The 17,667-nt window shown below is 66.9% G+C and carries 17 protein-coding genes; 3 read left to right on the top strand and 14 right to left on the bottom strand.

Annotation, left to right across the window (positions count from 1 at the left end; all coding sequences use genetic code 11):
- Positions 1 to 72: 72 nt before the first annotated feature.
- From MNQ99_RS03700 to MNQ99_RS03670, 7 genes are all read right to left on the bottom strand, one after another.
- Positions 73 to 846 carry an SGNH/GDSL hydrolase family protein gene (locus tag MNQ99_RS03700; RefSeq protein ID WP_127512994.1) on the bottom strand — a complete coding sequence of 258 codons (774 nt, stop codon included), beginning with the start codon at positions 844 to 846 and terminating at the stop codon, positions 73 to 75.
- 65 nt (positions 847 to 911) lie between these two features.
- Positions 912 to 1,250 carry a YnfA family protein gene (locus MNQ99_RS03695; protein ID WP_127512995.1) on the bottom strand — a complete coding sequence of 113 codons (339 nt, stop codon included), beginning with the start codon at positions 1,248 to 1,250 and terminating at the stop codon, positions 912 to 914.
- 40 nt (positions 1,251 to 1,290) lie between these two features.
- On the bottom strand, positions 1,291 to 2,646 hold the full coding sequence (locus MNQ99_RS03690; protein WP_241914496.1) for a transaminase: 1,356 nt from the start codon (positions 2,644 to 2,646) through the stop codon (positions 1,291 to 1,293).
- Positions 2,647 to 2,693: 47 nt separating this feature from the next.
- The gene (locus tag MNQ99_RS03685; RefSeq protein WP_127512997.1) at positions 2,694 to 3,491 is read right to left on the bottom strand and encodes an ABC transporter permease; all 798 of its coding nucleotides are present in this window, start codon (positions 3,489 to 3,491) and stop codon (positions 2,694 to 2,696) included.
- 12 nt (positions 3,492 to 3,503) lie between these two features.
- Entirely contained in the window at positions 3,504 to 4,454 is a 951-nt protein-coding gene (locus MNQ99_RS03680; RefSeq protein WP_241914495.1) for an ABC transporter permease, read from the bottom strand.
- Positions 4,454 to 5,617 carry an ABC transporter ATP-binding protein gene (locus MNQ99_RS03675; protein ID WP_241914494.1) on the bottom strand — a complete coding sequence of 388 codons (1,164 nt, stop codon included), beginning with the start codon at positions 5,615 to 5,617 and terminating at the stop codon, positions 4,454 to 4,456. Before MNQ99_RS03675 ends, MNQ99_RS03680 begins: the two co-directional genes overlap by 1 nt.
- Positions 5,617 to 6,840 (bottom strand): ABC transporter substrate-binding protein, encoded by a 1,224-nt coding sequence (locus tag MNQ99_RS03670; protein WP_127513000.1) that lies wholly within the window; start codon positions 6,838 to 6,840, stop codon positions 5,617 to 5,619. The genes MNQ99_RS03675 and MNQ99_RS03670 overlap by 1 nt, the downstream gene beginning before the upstream one ends.
- Positions 6,841 to 7,215: 375 nt before the next feature.
- Here MNQ99_RS03670 and MNQ99_RS03665 point away from each other — a divergent pair, with 375 nt between their 5' ends.
- Together MNQ99_RS03665 and MNQ99_RS03660 are read left to right on the top strand one after the other, a co-directional pair.
- The gene (locus MNQ99_RS03665) at positions 7,216 to 7,710 is read left to right on the top strand and encodes an Lrp/AsnC family transcriptional regulator (protein WP_422387488.1); all 495 of its coding nucleotides are present in this window, start codon (positions 7,216 to 7,218) and stop codon (positions 7,708 to 7,710) included.
- A 74-nt stretch (positions 7,711 to 7,784) separates the two neighbouring features.
- The gene (locus MNQ99_RS03660) at positions 7,785 to 9,173 is read left to right on the top strand and encodes an aspartate aminotransferase family protein (protein ID WP_241915256.1); all 1,389 of its coding nucleotides are present in this window, start codon (positions 7,785 to 7,787) and stop codon (positions 9,171 to 9,173) included.
- A 93-nt stretch (positions 9,174 to 9,266) separates the two neighbouring features.
- Here the strand turns inward: MNQ99_RS03660 and MNQ99_RS03655 are convergent, their stop codons facing one another.
- From MNQ99_RS03655 to MNQ99_RS03630, 6 genes are all read right to left on the bottom strand, one after another.
- On the bottom strand, positions 9,267 to 9,815 hold the full coding sequence (locus MNQ99_RS03655) for a hypothetical protein (protein WP_241914493.1): 549 nt from the start codon (positions 9,813 to 9,815) through the stop codon (positions 9,267 to 9,269).
- Positions 9,816 to 9,839: 24 nt separating this feature from the next.
- Positions 9,840 to 11,210, bottom strand: a complete 1,371-nt coding sequence (locus tag MNQ99_RS03650) for an NAD(P)/FAD-dependent oxidoreductase (protein ID WP_241915255.1) — start codon at positions 11,208 to 11,210, stop codon at positions 9,840 to 9,842.
- A gap of 67 nt (positions 11,211 to 11,277) precedes the next feature.
- Entirely contained in the window at positions 11,278 to 12,333 is a 1,056-nt protein-coding gene (locus tag MNQ99_RS03645) for a siderophore-interacting protein (protein WP_241914492.1), read from the bottom strand.
- A 100-nt stretch (positions 12,334 to 12,433) separates the two neighbouring features.
- On the bottom strand, positions 12,434 to 13,321 hold the full coding sequence (locus MNQ99_RS03640; RefSeq protein ID WP_241914491.1) for an ABC transporter ATP-binding protein: 888 nt from the start codon (positions 13,319 to 13,321) through the stop codon (positions 12,434 to 12,436).
- Positions 13,322 to 14,416 carry a FecCD family ABC transporter permease gene (locus tag MNQ99_RS03635; protein WP_241914490.1) on the bottom strand — a complete coding sequence of 365 codons (1,095 nt, stop codon included), beginning with the start codon at positions 14,414 to 14,416 and terminating at the stop codon, positions 13,322 to 13,324.
- Between the two features lie 62 nt (positions 14,417 to 14,478).
- Positions 14,479 to 15,519, bottom strand: coding sequence for a FecCD family ABC transporter permease (locus tag MNQ99_RS03630; protein WP_241915254.1), 1,041 nt, complete (start codon positions 15,517 to 15,519; stop codon positions 14,479 to 14,481).
- A gap of 255 nt (positions 15,520 to 15,774) precedes the next feature.
- Here MNQ99_RS03630 and MNQ99_RS03625 point away from each other — a divergent pair, with 255 nt between their 5' ends.
- A complete protein-coding gene (locus MNQ99_RS03625) occupies positions 15,775 to 16,515 on the top strand; it encodes an alpha/beta fold hydrolase (RefSeq protein WP_241914489.1) in 741 nt (246 codons plus the stop codon).
- On the opposite strand, the gene MNQ99_RS03620 is transcribed toward MNQ99_RS03625, so the two are convergent.
- Entirely contained in the window at positions 16,512 to 17,549 is a 1,038-nt protein-coding gene (locus MNQ99_RS03620) for an LLM class flavin-dependent oxidoreductase (protein ID WP_127513007.1), read from the bottom strand. The two genes, MNQ99_RS03625 and MNQ99_RS03620, sit on opposite strands and share 4 nt — an antisense overlap.
- Positions 17,550 to 17,667 lie beyond the last annotated feature (118 nt).

The raw sequence follows: 17,667 nt of genomic DNA, 5'->3' as shown, positions 1-17,667 counted from the left end.
CGCGCCCAGCTTCCAGACAGGACAGCCAACCCTCAGCAGCTGGCCGGGAACTTTGTCCGGCCCGCCCTGTGTTCAGGCGGTGGCGTGGAGCCCGGTCAACTGGGGGTATTTTGGCGTGAGCGAATCACCGGATGAGGTGCCCCGCAGCCGCCGCCCGATCCACGGGCCCAGGTACTCGCGCGCCCAGCGGACATTGGCCACCATGGCAGCGCGGCGGGACAGCACCGCCAGATCCGGCAGTGCCGGCAGATCGATCACGTCCTCCGCCTGCAGCAGTTCCAGCACCTTTTTGGCCATCAAGGTATGGCCCGCGGTGGACATGTGCAGCCGGTCGGCGTCCCAGTAACGCCAGTCGCGGAACTCGCGCATCCGCCAGTAGTCAACGATTTTCGCTCCGTGCAGGTCGGCAATCTCCCGCACCCATTCGTTGTAGATGGCGGTGCGGCCCCGGGTCTTGCCGAAGACCGCCGAGGCGACGCTGTCAAAGCCGGTGAACAGCACGACGTCGGCGCCGGTGGCAGCCAGCCTGGCCACTCCGGCCTCGTAGCCGGCCATCAGGGCGTCGATGTCCACCCGCGGGCGCAGGATGTCATTTCCGCCGGCGTAGAGGGTGACCATGGTCGGCTTGAGCGCGACGGCGGCGTCAACCTGTTCGTCCAGAACCTGGGTAATCTTCTTGCCTCGGATGGCAAGGTTGGCGTAGCCCCAGCCGGAATCGGCCAGCATGAGCTGCTCGGCCACCCGGTCCGCCCAGCCGCGCACGCCGTTGGGCAAAGTGGGGTCGTAGTCCCCTACCCCTTCGGTGAACGAATCCCCCAGGGCCACAAAACGCTTAGCAAATGTCACCGGAACAGATTAACAAAGAACGGCCGCGGCCCGGTTCACCCAATCTTCCGGCCCGGCTCGGCCCGTCAGCTGCCGCTGCGCGGGGCGTACATGATCACCGCGACGCCGGCGAGTGCGATTCCGGCGCCGATGTAGTCCCAGCGGTCCGGTTGGAAACCGTCCAGCAGCATGGCCCAGGCCAGCGATCCCGCGATGAACACGCCGCCGTACGCGGCCAGCACCCGGCCGAAGTTGGCATCCGGCTGCTGCGCGGCAATGAAACCGTACAGGCCCAGTGCCATCACGCCCAGGCCGGCAAACCACCAGGCCCGGTCCTCGCGCACGGCCTGCCACACCAGCCACGCTCCGCCGATCTCGGCAACGGCGGCCAGGACAAACAGGATGGCGGATTTGGCGAACGTCATGGAGCCATTGTCCCAAGCCGTCAGCCGTCCCGGTGCGGCGTCAGTGGTTGGTTAGCTCCCGGATGGCTTCTTCGAAAATCTCGTGATGCCGTTCGACGTCGGCGCTGGTGGTCTGCGGGCACATCAGGGCCATGTTGTGGAACGGGGTGAGCAGGATGCCGCGGTTGGCCAGATACAGGTGCAGGTAATCTTCCAGCGCACCGTCGTGGCTGGCCGCCGATTCGGTGCCGTTGCGGGGTGCAGGGCTGGCAAATCGGTATTCGGCACGCGCGCCCAGTTGGGACACCGTCCAGGGCAGCGAATAGGAGTCGATCACTCTCTGCACGCCGGCGGCGAACTCCGTGGCCCGGGCGATCATCGCTGCGAAGGCCTGGTCCGTCAAGACGTGTTCCAGTGTGGCCCGCATGGCCGCCACGGACAGCGGGTTTCCTGCCAATGTGCCGCCGACGCCGCCCATGTCCACCAGGTCCAAGTCGGTCCGGCCCAGGGCCCGCTCGGCCAGTTCGGCGCTAAGCCCGTAGGCACCGCACGGAATGCCGCCGCCAATCGATTTCCCGATCACCACGATGTCCGGCTCAAGTCCCCACGCCGCCGTGGCCCCGCCGGGACCGGCGGAGAAGGTGTGCGTCTCGTCGATGATCAGCAGCGTCCCGTGCCGGCGGGTCAGCTCCCGCACACCCTGCAGATAGCCCGTTTCGGGCAGCACGATGCCGATGTTGGTCAGTGCCGGCTCCATCAGCACCGCTGCCACGTCGCCGTGGGCAAGCTGCCGTTCCAAGGCAGCGAGATCGTTGAACTCCGCCACCCTGCTGGTCTCCGTGACGTCCACGGGCGCCCCGACATTGCCCGGGCGGCTCATCCCCTCGCCGTCGGACCGGGCCACGATCAGCGACTCATCCACCGACCCGTGGTAGCAGTACGGATTGAACAGGATCTTGCCCCGGCCGGTCAGCGCGCGGACCAGCCGGATGGCCCAGCGGTTGGCGTCCGTGGCGGTGAGCGAGAAGCTCCAGCGTTCCACGCCGAACCGTCGCGCCAGCTCGGCGCCCACCCACTCTGCATCGGCAGTCGGCAGCATGGTGGCCAGTCCGCCGTCGTCGGCAACACGCCGGATGATGGCGTCGACGGTGGGCTGCGGGGAATGGCCGGCCATCGCGCCGGTGTCCCCCAGCGCGAAATCGACGTACTCCAGGCCGTCCACGTCCCACACCCGGCAGCCGCGTGCGCGCTCCAGATAGATGGGGAAGCCGCCGGCCTTCTTGTTCATCCACGTCATCGGGACCTTGCCGAAGAGGTGGGCGGCGCCGTCGTACAGCGCTTTGGACTGGGGGTGCTTGGCTTCGAAGTCCTGCCGCTCGCGGTCGAACAGCTCGGCCAGCCGGTTCCGATCGATCATGAAGTACTCCTAGCAACGGGCCGGCAGCACGCCGGGCGGCGGGGGCGTCAGCGAGCGGCCAGCATCTTGCGGCGGCGGTGCGCCAGGACCTGGCCGCCGATCACGATCAGCAGCGCGACGATGAACATCGCGGAGCCGATCACATTGGCCTGCGCAGGGATGCCGCGCGTGGCGGCCACGTAGATGAACTTCGGGAAGGTATCCACGTTGCCGGAGTTGAAGTTGGTGATGATGAAATCGTCGAAGCTGATGGCGAAGCTCAGCAGGCCGGCCGCCACGATTCCGGGCAGCAGCAGCGGGAAGGTCACCCGCCAGAACGCCTGCATCGGCGAGGCGTACAGATCGGCCGCTGCCTCCTCCAGTTTCGGGTCGAGGCTGGCCACCCGGGCCTTGACCGTGACCACCACAAACGAGATGCAGAAAACGGTGTGCGCAATGATGATGGTTCCCTTGCCCAGTTCCGCGCCCACATTCAGGAACTGCGCCAGCAGCGAGGCGCCGAGGACAACCTCCGGGGTTGCCAGCGGCAGGAAGATCAGCATGTTGGCGGTGGCATTGAACTTGAACCGGTAGCGGACCAGCCCAATGGCGATGGCCGTTCCGAGGACGACGGCGATCAGCGTCGCCGTGGCGCCGATCTGCAGGCTGTTGCCCAGGGCCGAGCAGACTTCCGGAGCGCCGCACGGGTTGCGCCAGTTGTCCCAGGTGAAGCCGCGCCAGGTGAGGTTGGTTCGCCCGGCGTCGTTGAAGGAAAACACGAAGACGTAGGCGATCGGGACCAGCAGGAAGACGAACGCCAGTCCGCCGATCACCGGGACCAGCCAGCGGCCGAGAGAGTTTTTCACCGTGGTTTCCCCCTACAGCAGTTCTTTGGTGCCGAAGCGGCGGACGTAGATGAAGACCAGGGCGAGGATCGCCAGCATCAGCACGAAGGACAGTGCCGAGGCCCCGGGATAGTCGACCACCCGGAAGAATCTGGAGTCCACGACCTGGCCAATCATGGTGGTGTCCCGGTTGTTGCCCAGCAGAGCGGCGTTGATGTAGTCGCCGGCAGCGGGAATGAACGTCAGCAGCGTTCCGGCGATCACGCCGGGCATCGACAGCGGCAGCGTCACCGTCCGGAAGGTGGTGAAGCCGCTGGCATACAAATCGTTTCCGGCCTCGATCAAGCGGATGTCCAGGCGTTCCAGGTTCGCGTAGATGGGCAGGGCCATGAACGGCAGGAAGTTGTAGGTCAGGCCGCAGACCACGGCGAAGGCGGTGGCGGTGAGCCGTCCGTCGTCGGGCAGCAAAGCGAACGTGCGGAGCACGGAAACCACCGGCCCCTCGTCGGCGAGGATCTGCTTCCAGGCCTGCGTGCGCAAGATGAAGCTGGTGAAGAACGGGGCGATGATCAGCACCAGCAGGATGCCGCGCAGCAACGCATGATGACGCAGCCGGACAGCAATCAGGTAGGCCATCGGATAGCCGATCGCCAGCGCCGCGGCCGTTGCGATCAGGGCGAACCCGAAGGAACGCAGCAGCTCCGGCCAGTAGCTGCCCAACATCCGCACATAGTTGTTGAACTCCAGCGCCGGCACAAACTGGCCGATGTCCGCCCCCGGCGGCTTGGCATAGAGCGACGTCGCGAGCAGCGAGAACACGGGCAGCACAAAGAACAGCAGCAGGAACAAGAACCCCGGCAGGATCAGCCAGTACCCCATCCGCCCCCGGCGGCGCTCCTCCTTGAGTTCGCCGCTGCCGCGCTCACTGCCGCCGCGCTGCTTATCCGGCGCCGGTGTCTTGTCCGCCGCGGCCTGAACGCTCATCAGTCGTCAACCTCTGGCGCCCCGTACTGCGCGTCCTCGGCGCCGTCCAGGCCGAAGGCGTGCTCTGTGTCCCAATTGAGCACCACGCCGTCGCCCGGCTGGGCCAACTGCTGGCCGTGGTTCTGGCTGAACACGCCCACGGTACCGATCCCTGGCACCTCCACCAGGTAATCGGTGCTGACCCCGGTGAACGAGGTGTCCAGCACCGTGCCGTGCAGGACGTTGGCCGCATCGGCCGGCGCGTCCTGCGGCCACATCATCCTCAGCTTTTCCGGCCGGATCCCGATCAGGGCCTTGCCCTGCTGCACAGTGGAGCGCTCCTTGAGCACGGCCAGCCTGTTCCCGTTGGCATTGACGACGACGGCGTCGCCGCGGTCCTCCACAATGTCGCCGGCAACCAGGTTGGACTTGCCCAGGAAGTTCGCCACGAAGACGGTGCGCGGCAGTTCGTACAGTTCGCGCGGTGCGCCCATCTGCTCCACCTTGCCGGCGTTCATGACGGCCACGGTGTCCGCCATGGTCATAGCTTCCTCTTGGTCGTGGGTGACGTGCACGAAGGTCAGGCCGACCTCCGTCTGGATCTTCTTCAGTTCCACCTGCATCTGCCGGCGCAGCTTCATGTCCAGGGCGCCCAGCGGCTCATCCAGCAGCAGCACGGCCGGGTGGTTGACGATGGCGCGCGCCAAGGCCACCCGCTGCTGTTGTCCGCCGGAGAGCTGGGCCGGCCGGCGCGCGGCCAGGTGCGACAACTCGACCAACTCCAGCGCCGCCTCGGCTTGTGCCCGCGCATCGCGGACTTTACGACGCCGGAGCCCGAAGGACACGTTGTCCAGCACGCTCATGTGCGGGAACAGCGCATAGTTCTGGAAGACCGTGTTAACCGGTCGCTGATGGGCGCCGGACCTGCTGATGTCCTTGCCGCCAATGCTGATGGTCCCGGAGGTGGGCTGTTCCAGGCCGGCCACCATGCGAAGCGTTGTGGTCTTGCCGCAGCCGGAGGGCCCCAGCAGGGCAAAGAACTTCCCTGCCGGGATGGTCAGGTCAAGGTCCTCCACCGCGACGAAATCGCCGAACCGCTTGGTGATGGCTCCCAGCACCAAGTCCGCTCCGCTCTCCTCGCCGACGGCGCTGGCATTCTCTGTCCGCAGGGGTGCCTGAGTCATCAGTTGCCAATCGTCTGCTGGAACCGGTCGCTGAAGTCGGTTTCCTCATCGGCGTCCAGGCTGCGGAACACGCTGACTCTGGCCAGGTCCTCCTCGGTCGGGAAGATCAGCGGATTGTCCACCAGCTCCGGATCGATCTTCTCCATGGCCTCCTTAGCGCCCTCCACCGGGCAGATGAAGTTGACATAGGCGGCGGCAGTGGCTGCGTTTACCGGATCGTAGTAGTAGTCCATCAGGGCTTCCGCATTCTTCTTATGCGGCGATCCAATAGGCACCATCAGGTTGTCCGACCACAGGGTGCCGCCGGCTTCCGGAATGGCGAATTCCCATTTGTCGCCTTCCTCGAAGTTCAACTGGGTGATGTCGCCGGACCAGCAGATCACCGCGAGGGCATCTCCGGAGATCAGGTCTTCCTTGTAGGAGTTGCCCTTGACCTGCCGGATCTGTCCACTGGAAATCTGCTTCTGCAGAACCTCCAGCGCCGCGTCGTATTCGTTGGCGCCCCAGCTGCCGGAGATGTCCACGCCGTTCTCCATCATCAGCAGGCCCATGGTGTCGCGCATTTCGTCCAGTACCTCTACGCGTCCCTTGAGTTCCGGCTTCCACAAGTCGCCCACGGTCTTCAGGCCGCCCGGAACGGCTTCCTTGTTCCAGGCAATGCCTGCGTAGCCGGACTGCCAGGTCAGGGAATTCTTCCGGCCGGGATCAAAGTCCACGTTCTTCAGGGTCTCCAACAGATTGGCCGCGTTCGGAATGTTCGCGTGGTCCAGTTCCTGCGTGTACCCCAGCCGGATCAGGCGCGCTGCCATCCAGTCGGTCAGCGTGATGATGTCCTGCCCAATGTCCTGCCCGGCGGCAAGCTGGCCCTGGATCTTGCCGAAGTATGTGTCGTTGCCGTCAATATCCTCGGAGTACTTGGCTTGGATACCGCTCTGCTTGCTGAAGGCCTCGAGTGACGGATACTTCTGGGTGGAGTCGTCATAGTCCAGGTACAGAGTCCAGTTGGCCCAGTTGACTACCTTTTCCTGGTCCGAGAGGTCTTCCGCCGGCGCCAGTCCACCCGCCGAGCCTGTATTCGTCGAGGTTCCGGTGCCGCCGGTGCCGCAGGCAGCGAGCAGCCCGGCCAGGGTTAGCCCCCCGGCCCCCATCAGCACGTTGCGGCGGGACATCTGCGCAGCAATGAGGCCGCGCAGACGTGGGTCTTCAGGTAGTCGTTTCGGCATCTGATGCTCCCAGTTGACGGATTGGACCTCACTCGGTGCGTTGATACTTGCAGACACCGGAGGACCCGACAATAGTTTCAGTTGTAAATTTTTGGTTACACGACGGAATCCGAAGCAGGACACGCCCCCTGGGTTGCGATTGCCCCGACCCTGCCCAGTGCACCCGCGAAGTATGCACCGTTGGGCCGGACCGCCTGCACCAGAAAAGGTTTGTGACCCGCTTCACAACAGATAGTAGCCTCAAGAAGTTCGTATTTCGATAGCTACAGCTGCATATTTTTTCGAATCCACTACTTGCGCAAGCCGCAGACAACGGATTCAATAGCAAGCAATCCCGCCGATGGCGGAGATCCGTTTCACAGGAGGTGGATACGCTTGACCTTGCTGCCCAGCGCCGGACACGGCCACAACGGCAATTCCCACAGCGCTGCGGTTGACGAGGTCTCCAAGGCCATCATCGAGCAATTACAGGAAGACGGCCGGCGCTCTTACGCTGCCATCGGAAAGGCCATTGGACTCTCCGAGGCGGCTGTGCGGCAGCGCGTGCAGAAGCTGACCGATGCCGGCATCGTGCAGATCGTTGCGGTGACCAACCCACTGCAGTTGGGCTTCGCCCGGCAGGCCATGCTGGGCATCAAGACCGCCGCCGATCTACTGGAGGTGTCGGACAAGATCGCCGCACTGGACCAGGTGGATTACTGCCTGGTCACCGCCGGGTCATTCGACATTCTGGCCGAAGTTATTTGCGAAAACGACCAGGATTTGCTGCGGCTGGTTAACCAGATCCGCGGCATTCCCGGCGTCCTGAGCACTGAAACATTCATGTACCTCTCGCTGCGCAAGCAGGAATACAACTGGGGAACCCGATGACACAAACATCCGCATCGCCAAGCACCAGCATTCCGGGCCAAGGCACACCGGCCGGGACCACCACCGACGCCCCGATGCGCCGGACTTACACCACTCCGATGGGAACGGACCGCCAGCAGGCCGCCCGCGACCATTTGTGGATGCACATGGCCCGGCATGCGCCGCTGGCCGCCGGAGGCAACGTCCCGGTGATCACCCGCGGCGAAGGCCACCTCATCTACGACGACCAGGGCCGCGAGTACATTGACGGCCTCGCCGGGCTCTTCGTGGTGCAGGTGGGCCACGGCCGCGAAGAACTGGCCCAGGCCGCCGCCCGCCAGGCCAAGGAATTGGCCTTCATGCCGCTCTGGTCCTACGCCCACCCGGCCGCCATCGAGCTGGCCGAGCGCCTTGCCCACCATGCCCCGGGCGACCTGAACCGTGTCTTCTTCACCACCGGCGGCGGCGAAGCCGTGGAATCGGCGTGGAAGCTGGCCAAGCAATACTTCAAGCTGCAGGGCAAACCCAACAAGACCAAGGTGATCTCCCGCGCCGTCGCCTACCACGGCACTCCTCAGGGCGCGCTCTCCATCACCGGCATCCCGGACATGAAGGCGCCCTTCGAACCGCTGGTCCCGGGCGCTTTCCGCGTTCCCAACACCAACCAGTACCGCGCACCGGCGGGTCTGGAAGACCCGAAGGCGTTCGGCCGCTGGGCTGCCGACCGGATCGGCGAAGCCATTGAGTTCGAGGGTCCGGATACCGTGGCCGCGGTGTTCCTGGAACCGGTGCAGAACTCCGGCGGCTGCTTCCCGCCGCCGCCCGGATACTTCGAGCGGGTGCGCGAAATCTGCGATGAGTACGACGTCCTGCTGGTGTCCGACGAGGTCATCTGCGCGTTCGGCCGGATCGGTTCCATGTTCGCTTCCACCGATTTCGACTACGTGCCGGACATGATCACCTGCGCCAAGGGGATGACCAGCGGTTACTCCCCGATCGGTGCCATGATCGCCTCCGACCGGCTGTTCGAGCCGTTCAAGCACGGCGACACCACGTTCTACCACGGCTACACCTTCGGCGGGCATCCGGTCTCCGCCGCCGTCGCGATGGCCAACCTGGACATCTTCGAACGCGAGGGCCTCAACAACCACGTCAAGGAGAACGCCCCGGCCTTCCGCAGGACCCTGGAAAAGCTGCTGGATCTGCCGATCGTCGGCGATGTCCGGGGCGAGGGCTACTTCTACGGAATCGAACTGGTCAAGGACAAGGCCACCAAGGAAACCTTCAACGACGAAGAATCTGAGCACCTGCTGCGCGGCTACCTGTCCAACGCGCTGTTCGACGCCGGCCTCTACTGCCGCGCCGACGACCGCGGCGACCCCGTGGTCCAACTGGCACCGCCGCTGACCGTGGGCCAGCGCGAGTTCGACCAGATTGAACAGATCCTGCGCTCCGTGCTGGTGGAAGGCATGAACCACCTCTGACCAGCACCCCTTGACCCCCAAGGGGTGGGAGCCCGACCTTGGGATGAGAAGGCGGCGGATGGCCGGCTCACAGCCGGCCACCCGCCGTCGTTGTTAGACTTCGCCGCGCACCTGCCGCAGCCAGACGCGCCGCGCGTCCAGGTACGGTTCGATGTTCTCCACTCTCTGCAGCGCCATCTGGTCCAGGTCGAGCCCGGCCGCCTCGATCATGATGCCGTAGCCGTCACGCTCGGCGCCGGCCCACCATTTGCCGCCCTCCTGCCAGAGCGCAAACTCCACTTCGTCACCGTCGACGGCGATGCCCACCATCCGCGGTTCCTGGAGCTCCAAATCGTTGAGTTTCTGCCGGAAGGAGTCCTTGTCCGGCACCGTCGCGCCCGCTCCCAGCCGCATCGTTCGGATGCTCTGGTTCACGCCGTGCACGGTGGTCAGGACCTGGGCATGGGGCATGCCCAATCCGGGATCGCCATGCAGCAGCCCGTGCGGGCCGTTATCCTCATTCCATTCCCCCACCATGACGGGGCCGTCCCAATGGGCAAGGGTGAAGCAGGGCAGCTCGGGGAAAGTCTCCCGGATGCGCTGTTCACCTTCTGCCACCAGGGTCCAGAACCCGTCCGGCTCCACCTGTCCGTCAACGTCCATGGTTTCAGTATGGCAGTGGCGGGGTCAGCCGCGCCCGGAAACTTTATCGGCAACCCGGGCAATCAGCGAGGTGGATTTCAGCCGGCCGTCCTCGGCGCGGTCGGCCGCGTGGTAGGCGGCGTACATGGCCTGGACGGCGATCCAGCGCAGCGGTTCCACCTCCCAGCGGCGCACCTTCCGGTTGACCCACGGCATCCGCGCCAGCTCGCTGTCCGGATCGACGATGAGGTCACGCAAGGTGCGGGCCGCCAGGTTGGTGGCGGCCACGCCGGTGCCCACATAGCCGCCGGCCCAGCCCAGCCCGGTCTGCGGATCCAGGCCGACCGTGGCCTTCCAGTCGCGCGGGACGCCCAGCACGCCCGACCAGGCATGCTCAAGGCGGGCGGCGCGGGTGGCCGGGAACATCGAATGCAGGATCTCGGCCAGTTGTGCCACGCTTTTCGGCTGCGTGGCGCCGTCGGCGTCCAGTGCGGAGCCGTAGCGGTAAGGCACGCCCCGGCCGCCGAGCGCGATCCGTCCGTCCGCGGTGCGCTGGGCGTACATGTACGCGTGGGCCATGTCGCCCAGGGCTTCTGCCTCTTCCCAGCCGATCTCCGCCCAGACGTCCTTCGGCAGCGGTTCGGTGACAATCAGCGACGAGTTCATCGGCAGCCAGTCCCGGTGCGCCGATTTCAGCCCGGCGGTGAACCCTTCGGTGGCGCGCAGGATGTACCGCGCCTGGACGGTCCCGTGGTCAGTGCGGGCCTGGCCGGGCAGGATCTCGGTGACGGTGGTTCCTTCGTACAGCCGCACCCCCATCCGCCGGACGGCGTCGGCCAGCCCGCGGACCAGCTTGGCCGGCTGGATCCGCGCGCAGTGCGGCTGGAACAGCGAACCCACCGCCCGGTCGATCCGGATCCGCCGGTTGGTCTCCGCCGCGTCCAGCAGCCGGGCACCGGCCTCCGGCCAGACCGACTCCGCCGCGGCCCACGCCTGCAGCCGCTGCAGCTGCGCAGGGTTCCGGGCCACGATCAGTTCGCCGCCCTTGTACATGTCCGCGTCGATTCCTTCGGCGGCGGCCACCCGGATGACCTCGTCCACGGTCTGGTTCAGCAGCGTCTGGAACCGGCCGGTCAGCTCGCGGCCGTGGCTGGCGGCGTAGCCGTCGCGCCCGCCGGTCATGCTGTTGGTCAGCCAGCCGCCGTTGCGTCCCGACGCGCCGAAGCCGGCGAAGCGGCTTTCCAGCACCACCACGTCAAGATCCGGCCGCGCCTGTTTCAGGTAGTAGGCCGTCCACAAACCGGTGTAACCCGCGCCGACCACGGCGACGTCCGCCGTCGTGCCCTCCGTCAGTTCCGGGCCGGGCTCGGGCAGCCCGCCGTCGGCATACCAAAAAGACACCGCGCCGTTGACAATCGCCACACCAACTCCTTGTCCCGGCCGCCGGATCAACGGCCCGCTAGGGACAGGCTAATGGCAACCGCTACAGTTCGGCTTTACCGGCCCGCCAGTACCCCATGAAGGCCACCTGCTTGCGGTCCACGCCCACGTCCCGGACCAGGTAGCGCCGGAGCTCGCGGATCACCGCCGCCTCACCGGCCATCCAGGCATAGAACGGACGGGTGGAACCGGTGGTGGTCTCCCACAGGATCGACTGGTCTACGTCCACTTCCTCGGGATCCTCCCCTGTGACCGGGGCCAGCCCCGCTCCGGGAACAACGACGGCGGTGCGTACCGCTTCGTCCAGCAGCTCGCCGTGCGGGCGGTCGCCTCGCGCCAGCCAGGCGATCTGCACGTCTGCGGCCGAACGGATGTCCTGGAAGTCCGCCGCGTCGGGCACCTCGAGCACGGCGTTACCGGTCATGTCCTCCGGGAGGCTTTCCAGGATGGCCGAGATGGCCGGCAGGGCGGTTTCGTCGCCGGCCAGCAGCACGTGGGAGGCCAGTCCGGGACGCCACTCGATGCCGCCGTAGGCTTTCGCCGTCGCGCACTTGGCGGCCTCGACGTTCGGGCCAATGATGGTGACTTCGTCGCCCGGAACGGCCGCCGCCGCCCAGCACGATGCCGGACCGCCGTTGCCCTCGGCGTCGAAATGCAGCACAAAGTCAACGTCCAGTTCGGCGCCGAGGTTGCCAGCCGCCGGACGGAACTCCCGGACCGTGTAGGTGCGCATCGAACCCCGTTCGGCCGGGTCCATCGCCAGCCATTGCTGGTACCAGCCGCCGCCCAGTTCCACCGCCGTGTCCGGGCCCACCCCGTTGGTCGAGCCCATCCCGTTGGTCGAGCGCACTCCGTTGGTCGAGCTTGTCGAGACCCCAAACGCCGGCAGCGGGATCTGTTGTCCATCGGCGCCGAGGGACGGGATCATCACCTTGATGCGCAGGTCCAGCGTGGGCCCGTCCACGCCGAAACGGCTCAACGATTCGCCGGCGAACGTGATGCGCCGATAGCTCGGCGAGAGGTCCTCCACCCGGCTGACGGCAACGCCGAAGGCCAGCACCGGCACTACCGCGGATGTCTCAGTAGCTACAGCAGTCATCGTGCTCCGTTCTCCGTTTCCAATCCATCCACTGTGCAGATATGGCCCCTCTGCGCGGCTGGCGAGGGCCATATCCGCACAGTCTTTTGGTTAGACCGGCTCATGCTGCCGGTTCCTTGTGCTGGAAGTCCACCTGGGCCAGCGCCGGGCCAGGATCCGCCGGTTCCGCCGGCTCGCCGGCCGGGGCCGGGGCCGGGGCCTCGCAGTGATGCCGTCCTACCGGGACGACCATGGGCGTTCCGGAGACCGGATCCGGGATCACCCGTGACTCCAGCCCGAACACCGTGTGCACCAACTCCGCCGTGACCACCTGGGCGGGCGCGCCCTCGGCCACTACCCGGCCGGACTTCATCGCCACGAGGTGGTCGGCGTAGCGGGCGGCCAGGTTCAGATCGTGCAGCACAATGGCCACCGAGGTACCACGGCGCCGGTTCAGGTCGGTGATCAGGTCCAGCACCTCCACCTGGTGCGACACGTCCAGGAAGGTGGTCGGCTCGTCCAGCAACAGCACGTCGGTCTCCTGCGCCAGCGCCATTGCAATCCAGACCCGCTGCCGCTGCCCACCGGAGAGTTCGTCCACGTTCCGCTCGCCCAGTTCCAAGGTGTCGGTCGCCGCCAAAGCCGTGTTCACGGCGTCGTCGTCCTCCCGTGTCCACTGCCGGAACCAGCCCTGGTGCGGATACCGTCCCCGCCCCACCAGCTCCGCCACCGTGATTCCCTCCGGCGCGGCCGGGCTCTGCGGCAGCAGGCCCAGCACCCTGGCCACCTCCCGGGTGGACTGCCGGTGGATGTCCTTGCCGTCCAGCAGCACCGATCCCCCGGCCGGCTTCAGCAGCCGCGCCAGCCCGCGCAGCAGCGTGGACTTGCCGCAGGCGTTGGCCCCGACAATGATCGTCACCTTGCCCTCGGGCAGCCGGATGGTCAGGTCCTGCACCACCGTGCGCTGGTCGTACGCCAGCGTGAGATTCCGGGATTCGAGCGTACGCACTTAGCCTCCTTGGCCTCGGCGGTTGGTGCTGACCAGCAGCCAGAGCAGGAACGGCGCGCCCAGCGCACCGGTCACCACCCCTACCGGCAGCGTCGTGCCGCTGGTCAGATACATCGGAATGAGATTCGCCGCAGCAAAATCGGCGGCCAACACGATCACGGCGCCCACCAGTGCCGCCGCCGGAAGCGATGCCGCACCGCCCAGCAGCCGGCGGGCGATCGGACCGGACAGGAACGCGATGAAGGCCACGGGCCCCGCCGCGGCAGTGGCGACGGCGGCCAGCAGCACCGCAACCACCATCAGGCCCAGCCTGGCCGGGGCCACGCGGACGCCCAGCGCCGCCGCGGTGTCGTCGCCCATTTCCAGTCCGCGCAGGCTGCGCGCCAGCAAGGCCACCGCCACCACCAGCACGGCCAGGCCGGCAACCAGCACCACGGCGCGGTCCCAGTTGCTGGAGTTCAGCGAGCCGTTCAGCCAGACCAGTGCGCCCTGCGCGGTGCGGATATCCGTGCGGGTCAGCAGGTAGCTGACCACGGCCTGCAGCACGGCTGCGAAGCCAATGCCCACCAGGATCAGCCGCGAACCGGCCGCGCCCGAGACGGTGGCAGGCCGGTAGGAAATCGCGTATATCGCCACGGCCACCACCAGCGCACCTGCCATGGCGGCGGCCGAGACGGCAAGGCCGGCCGCGCCGAAGACCACGATCGCGGTCACCGCAGAGGCGCTGGCCCCGTAGCTGATGCCGATGATGTCCGGGCTGGCCAGCGGATTGCGCAGCATGGTCTGGAAAATGCTGCCGGACAAGCCAAACGCCAGCCCGACCAGCAGCCCGATCACGGCCCGCGGCAGCTTGTGCTCCATCACGATGAAGCTGGCGCCGGGAATCTGCTCGCCGGCCAGCAGCCGGAAGAAATCCGGAACGGTCACGGTGTAGCTGCCCAGCAGCACGTTGACAAAAAACAGTACGACGACGGTGCCCGCCAGGGTGCCGAGGACCACCCGCCGCCGGCTGGAGCGCCCCGCCCTGCCTGGCGTTGCGGTTCCATCGTGGGTGCCGCCGCGAGGGCGGGGTTTGCCGTCGAGGGCACCCTCCATGGACCCTGCCCTCGACGGCAAACCCTGCCCTGGGCGATTTGCGTGCTGCATGTCCAACGTGCTCACAGGCCGGCCGCCTTCCGCCGCCGGACCAGCCAGATGAATACGGGCGCGCCGATGATCGCGGTGGTGATGCCGGCTTCGATTTCGCCCGGCGGCGCCACAAACCGGCCCACCACATCGGCCGCCACCAGCAGCATCGGGGCCAGCAGCATGGAATACGGCAGAATCCAGCGGTAATCGGGACCGGTCAGCGCGCGCACCATGTGCGGAATGACCAGGCCGACGAACGCGATCGGGCCGGCGATGGCGGTGGCCGCGCCGCAGAGGATCACCACGCCGAGCGCGGTGACCGCCCGGGACAGCGCCACCTTTTGGCCGAGGCCGCGGGCCACGTCGTCGCCCAGCGAGAGATTGTTCAGGATCCGACCGGTGAACAGCGTCAGCACCAAGCCCACGGCAATGAACGGGGCTACCTGGCCAATCAGGTCCCAGCCGCGGCCGGAAACGGAACCCACCTGCCAGTACCGGAAACCCTCAAGCGTGTCCTGGTTGGTGACCAGCACGGAGTACATCAGCGAGCTCAGTCCGGCGGACAGCGCCGCCCCGGCCAAAGCCAGCTTGACCGGCGTGGCACCTTCCCGGCCCATGCTGGCGACGCCGTAGACCAGCACGGCGGCGAGCGCGGCACCGGCGAAGGCGAACCAGATGTAGCCGGACAGCTGGGTGACGCCGAACACGAAGATGCCGGCAACCACCGCGAGCGCCGCACCCGCATTCACGCCCAGGATGCCCGGATCCGCCAACGGGTTACGAGCCACGCCCTGCATGGCGGCACCGGCCACGCCTAAGGCAGCACCCACCAGCAGGCCGGTGACGGTGCGCGGGATGCGTGAGTGGACCACGGCGTGATCGCCGTTGGAGGGGTCGAAGCCGGTGAAGGCCTGGATGAAGGTCTCCAGGCTAATGGGACGGGCGCCCAGAGCCAGCGAGGCAAAGCAGACCACGGCCAGCACCATCAGCGCGGCCGGAATGCCGACCAGCGCCCTGCGGGTATTCCGCCGTCCGGCACCGGGAGACGAGGACTGCTGCCCGCTTCCCATCGTGCCGCCGGGCGCGCGGCCGGCAGGTAGGCGGCCGGCGGGGCCATGGGGTAGCTGCTGGGACGGCGCTGTTGCTGCCAGATCAGCTGGCATGCGCACCCCCCTTTGAGCCGGAACAAAGCAACTCAGGTAAGGCTAGCCTATGCTTCTGTAGATTAAGAAACGCTTTGGTGCCCTATTTGCCGTCCGCAACCCGCCTCGGTGTCGCCAGCCTGCTGCACCTTGGGCTGGCACCGGCCCGTGCATAATCAAGTCATGCCACATCCCATCGTCCTGCTCCACGGGTGGGCCTGCTCCGCGGCGTACTGGAAACCGCTGGCGGACCAACTCTCCGCCGGCGGCCGCACGGTGGTGGCCGCGGACCTGCCCGGCTACGGCAGCGACCTACGCGCGGGCTTCGACTGGACGGTGGAGAACGCTGCCACCGCCATGGCCGAACAATTCGGCGGCGGGCCTGCGCACTGGGTGGGGCACTCGCTGGGCGGCAGCATTGCCGCCACCATCGCCGCACGCTTCCCGCGCACGACGGCGTCGCTCACCTTGGTGGGGATGGTCCCGGTGGCACCGTCGGCGGCAACCGTGGACAAGCTGACCCGGCTGTTCGGCGGGGATTCTTCCGATCCGGAAGCAGACCTGGCTGCCGGCGAGGAACTGCTTGGTGCATGGTTTCGGGGCGGCTCCGAGCCGCAAGGCGACGACCGCGAAACGTTCCTGGCCGCCTTCAGGCGACACCCCGCCGTCGTCCGCCAAAGCCTGCCGGCGGGAGTGACCGGCGCGGCGCCGGAGGTGGCACAACTGGTGTCGGCACCCACCCTGGTGGTGACCGGCACGCGGGATGCCACCCGGCCAGCCGCCGCCGTCGCGGATTTCCTCGCCATGCATCCGACCTGGCGGCACGCCTCGGTGCAGGATGCCGGGCACATGGTGCATTGGGAGCAGCCCGCCGCATGCGCCGAGGCGATCCTGGGGCATGTTGAGTCAGCGGAGGACGGCTAGGGCCGTTTGGCCGGGTGGGTTTCGCGCTGGACCACCGGCATGATTTCGGTGGCGAGCAGTTCGATGGAACGGGCGGTGTCCGCGAACGGGAGTCCGCCCAGGCCCACCTGCGCCATGTAGCGGTCGTGGCCGAACAACTGGTACTGCTCCATGATCTTGTCGATCACTTCCTGCGGGCTACCGGCCAAGAGCCCGCCGCCCGGGCCAGCCCACGCCTCGAAGGTCTCACGCGGGAAATGCCCCGCCGGCCGCGGCATGTTCTGCTCGAAGTAGGAGCGGTAGTAAGGATAGAACGTGTCGCGGGCCTGTTGAGAGGTGGGAGCCACGAAGAAGTGGCCACCCGTCCCCACCGGCAGCGTGGCCGGGTCGTGCCCGTGCGCGGACGCGGATTCGCGGTAATACTCAAGGTGGCGGGTGAAGTGCTGCGGCCCGGAGAGCAGCGCCAAGTACAGCGGCAGGCCCAGCCGGCCGGCGCGCTCGAAGGAGGAAGGCGTGCCACCCACGCCTACCCAGACCGGCAGCTTCTCCTGCAGCGGCCGCGGCGACACGTCCATGCCGCGAATGCTGTGGTGGTGCGTTCCGTTCCAGCTCAGGTTCTCCTGCTCGCGGGCGGCCAGCAGCAGCTGCAGCTTCTCTTCGAACAGGCCGTCGTAGTCGGCCATGTCGTATCCGAACAGCGGATAAGACTCGGTGAAGGCCCCGCGGCCGGCGATGATTTCCGCCCGGCCACCGGAGAGCAGGTCCAGCGTGGCGAACTGTTCGAACAGCCGCACCGGGTCCTGGGTGGATAGCACCGTGACGGCGGTGGCCAGGCGCAGCGTAGTGGTCTCGCGGGCGATGGCGGCCAGCACCACTTCGGGTGCCGAGATGGCGAAGTCCTTGCGGTGGTGTTCGCCGAGCCCCAGGAAGGAGATTCCCGCCTGATCGGCGATCTTCGCCAGCTGGACCAGCTCCTCCAGGCGCTGCCGGGGCGACAACGCCTCACCGTCCGGGCCGTGTGTCAGTTCGCCGAAGGTGAAGATGCCGAAGTCCATGAATGCTCCCGGGGTCGCGTGCAGTGTTCCATTAGTTGAAGCTTCAGGTAATCCGGGAAATTCCCGACGTCAAGAAAAGACCCTCGGCAAAAGAGCTACCGGGAAGTAACATGAGGGG

This window comes from Arthrobacter sulfonylureivorans, from assembly GCF_022637435.1.
Lineage (GTDB): Bacteria > Actinomycetota > Actinomycetes > Actinomycetales > Micrococcaceae > Crystallibacter > Crystallibacter sulfonylureivorans.
Note: the sequence above shows the minus strand (reverse complement) of the source record. Positions and strands in the feature narration are given on the sequence as shown.

Coding starts and splice junctions, on each gene's coding strand:
- MNQ99_RS03630 (WP_241915254.1), bottom strand. CDS start 15,519: ATGGGAAGCGGGCAGCAGTCCTCGTCTCCCGGTGCCGGACGGCGGAAT.
- MNQ99_RS03680 (WP_241914495.1), bottom strand. CDS start 4,454: ATGAGCGTTCAGGCCGCGGCGGACAAGACACCGGCGCCGGATAAGCAG.
- MNQ99_RS03675 (WP_241914494.1), bottom strand. CDS start 5,617: ATGACTCAGGCACCCCTGCGGACAGAGAATGCCAGCGCCGTCGGCGAG.
- MNQ99_RS03670 (WP_127513000.1), bottom strand. CDS start 6,840: ATGCCGAAACGACTACCTGAAGACCCACGTCTGCGCGGCCTCATTGCT.
- MNQ99_RS03635 (WP_241914490.1), bottom strand. CDS start 14,416: ATGGAGGGTGCCCTCGACGGCAAACCCCGCCCTCGCGGCGGCACCCAC.
- MNQ99_RS03655 (WP_241914493.1), bottom strand. CDS start 9,815: ATGGACGTTGACGGACAGGTGGAGCCGGACGGGTTCTGGACCCTGGTG.
- MNQ99_RS03620 (WP_127513007.1), bottom strand. CDS start 17,549: ATGGACTTCGGCATCTTCACCTTCGGCGAACTGACACACGGCCCGGAC.
- MNQ99_RS03625 (WP_241914489.1), top strand. CDS start 15,775: ATGCCACATCCCATCGTCCTGCTCCACGGGTGGGCCTGCTCCGCGGCG.
- MNQ99_RS03660 (WP_241915256.1), top strand. CDS start 7,785: ATGCGCCGGACTTACACCACTCCGATGGGAACGGACCGCCAGCAGGCC.
- MNQ99_RS03690 (WP_241914496.1), bottom strand. CDS start 2,646: ATGATCGATCGGAACCGGCTGGCCGAGCTGTTCGACCGCGAGCGGCAG.
- MNQ99_RS03645 (WP_241914492.1), bottom strand. CDS start 12,333: ATGACTGCTGTAGCTACTGAGACATCCGCGGTAGTGCCGGTGCTGGCC.
- MNQ99_RS03695 (WP_127512995.1), bottom strand. CDS start 1,250: ATGACGTTCGCCAAATCCGCCATCCTGTTTGTCCTGGCCGCCGTTGCC.